The organism is Mesorhizobium sp. M2A.F.Ca.ET.067.02.1.1 (assembly GCF_004023285.1).
In the GTDB taxonomy this organism is placed as follows: domain Bacteria; phylum Pseudomonadota; class Alphaproteobacteria; order Rhizobiales; family Rhizobiaceae; genus Mesorhizobium.
Genome location: NZ_RZSB01000915.1, coordinates 1 through 2,107 on the forward strand (window position 1 = coordinate 1; position 2,107 = coordinate 2,107).

Annotated in this window: 1 protein-coding gene and 1 pseudogene; both read right to left on the reverse strand. The window is 63.4% G+C overall.

Annotated features, from left to right (window positions below):
• Nucleotides 1-601: pseudogene (locus EOA28_RS33640) on the reverse strand (aspartyl/asparaginyl beta-hydroxylase domain-containing protein); the annotation flags it as partial.
• A gap of 190 nt (nt 602-791) precedes the next feature.
• Nucleotides 792-2,102, reverse strand: coding sequence for a replication-associated recombination protein A (locus EOA28_RS33645; protein ID WP_128298516.1), 1,311 nt, complete (start codon nt 2,100-2,102; stop codon nt 792-794).
• Nucleotides 2,103-2,107: the final 5 nt, after the last annotated feature.

The window sequence follows — 2,107 nt, forward strand, 5'->3', positions numbered from 1 at the left end:
CGTACCAGTAGTTCTTCTTGCTGCCGCACTGGACGAAGATCTCCGCCTGCACCGGGATCAGATTGTAGAGGATGCGCAGGCTGAGGCGGAGCGGACCGAAATGCCAGGACGTGGATTCGCGCTTGCTGAAAACGGATACGGCGATCGTCTTGATGTATTTGTAGTCCTTGTTGAATTCGGGAACGTTGTCGATCTTGTGCTTGCCGTACCACTGGTAGACGTACATGCCGCGCCGGCCGGCGCCGAAATTTGCGTCTATGTCGGCGATGATATCGTCCTTGCGGGCCTTGAAGACACCCAGGACCTCGTTGATCTCGCGCTGATAGTCCTCGGGGAACTGCTCGGGCTTCCAGACGCCGGGATTGCGATAGCAGAGAAGGTCAACAATCAGGTTGAACGGCGACAGCAGCCAGGTGAACAGGCCGTTGCCGAGGAAGTAGCGTTCGAACAGGTTCCTGTTCTTCTGATCGTTGCGCATGACGTCGATCAGGCCGCAGACGACCCAGATCGCGGTCAGGATCGGGATGAAGTAGAAGGCGAGCGCGAGAACCACGACCGCGATGGCGGCCTTGCGGAGCGACTTGAGAGTTTTCTTGTTCATTGCCATTCGCGCGGGAAGGCGCGATCCTGTTCCATGGGACAAAATCACGGCGACCCCCGCCAGCCGTGCGTCTTGATAGGATTTTTTGTTTCCCGGCACAATGCCGTCGCGTGGGCTCGAGCGGTCTGTCGGCGCAAATATTTGAGCGAGCTACTCCACTCCAGATCCATGTCCAGACCGGCCGCGCAACTCAGCCGTTCCGTTCGCTGCGCAGCTTCGCCCAGTATTCCAGCCGCTTGCGGATGTCGCGCTCGAACCCGCGTTCCGGCGGATCGTAGAAAGTGTGCCGGCCCATCTTCTCCGGAAAATAGTCCTGGCCTGAAAACGCATCCGGCTCGTCGTGGTCGTAGCGATAGCCGGCGCCGTAGTCCTCCTGCTTCATCAGCTTGGTCGGGGCATTGAGGATGTGCTTGGGCGGCAGCAGCGAGCCGAACTCCTTGGCCGCCGCGGTCGCCGCCTTGAAGGCGGTGTAGATAGCGTTCGATTTCGGCGCGGTGGCGAGATAGACGGTGGCTTGAGCGAAGGCGAGCTCGCCCTCAGGCGAGCCAAGATAGTCATAGGCGTCCTTGGCCGCGTTGGCGACGACAAGCGCCTGCGGATCGGCGAGCCCGATATCCTCCACCGCCATGCGCACCAGCCGGCGGCCGAGATAGAGCGGATCCTCGCCGGCGTCGAACATGCGGGCAAGATAGTAGAGCGCCGCGTCCGGATCGGAGCCCCGCACCGACTTATGCAGCGCCGAGATCAGATTGTAATGGCCGTCCTGGCCCTTGTCGTAGATCGGGGCGCGGCGCTGGATGACACGCTGCAGGCCTTCAGGACCGAAGACCTCGCCTTTCTTGGCGGCGCGCCAGACTTCCTCGGCCAGCGTCAGCGAGGCGCGGCCGTCGCCGTCCGCCATGCGGATCAGCATCGCGCGCGCCTCGTCGTCGAGCGGCAGCGCCCTGCCCTCGGTTTCTTCCGCTCGCGCCAGAAGCTTGGCGATGCTTTCCTCGCTCAGCGAACGGAACACCAGCACGCGCGCTCGCGACAGAAGCGCTGCGTTCAGCTCGAAGGACGGGTTCTCCGTGGTGGCGCCGACGAGCACCACGGTGCCGTCTTCCATCACCGGAAGGAAGCCGTCCTGCTGGGCGCGGTTGAAACGATGGATCTCGTCGACGAAGAGCAGCGTCTGGCGGCCGTTGGCGCGCCTGAGTTTCGCCGCCTCGAACACCTTCTTGAGGTCCGCGACGCCGGAAAACACCGCCGAGATCTGCTCGAAGGCGAGATCGGTCTCGCCTGCCAGCAGCCGCGCCACCGTCGTCTTGCCGGTGCCGGGCGGACCCCAGAAGATCATGGAGCCCAGCGAACCGGATTCGATCAGCCTGGTCAGCGCGCCGTCGGGGCCGGTCAGATGCTCCTGGCCGACGACCTCGCCGAGGTTTTTGGGGCGCAGCCGGTCGGCCAGCGGCCGCCCGGGCGGCGCTTTCTCCGGCTCATCGGAACTGAACAGATCGGCCATGCAAG

Bases quoted from the DNA above. Each gene is read 5' to 3' on its own strand.
- EOA28_RS33645 (WP_128298516.1), bottom strand. From the start codon at position 2,102: ATGGCCGATCTGTTCAGTTCCGATGAGCCGGAGAAAGCGCCGCCCGGG.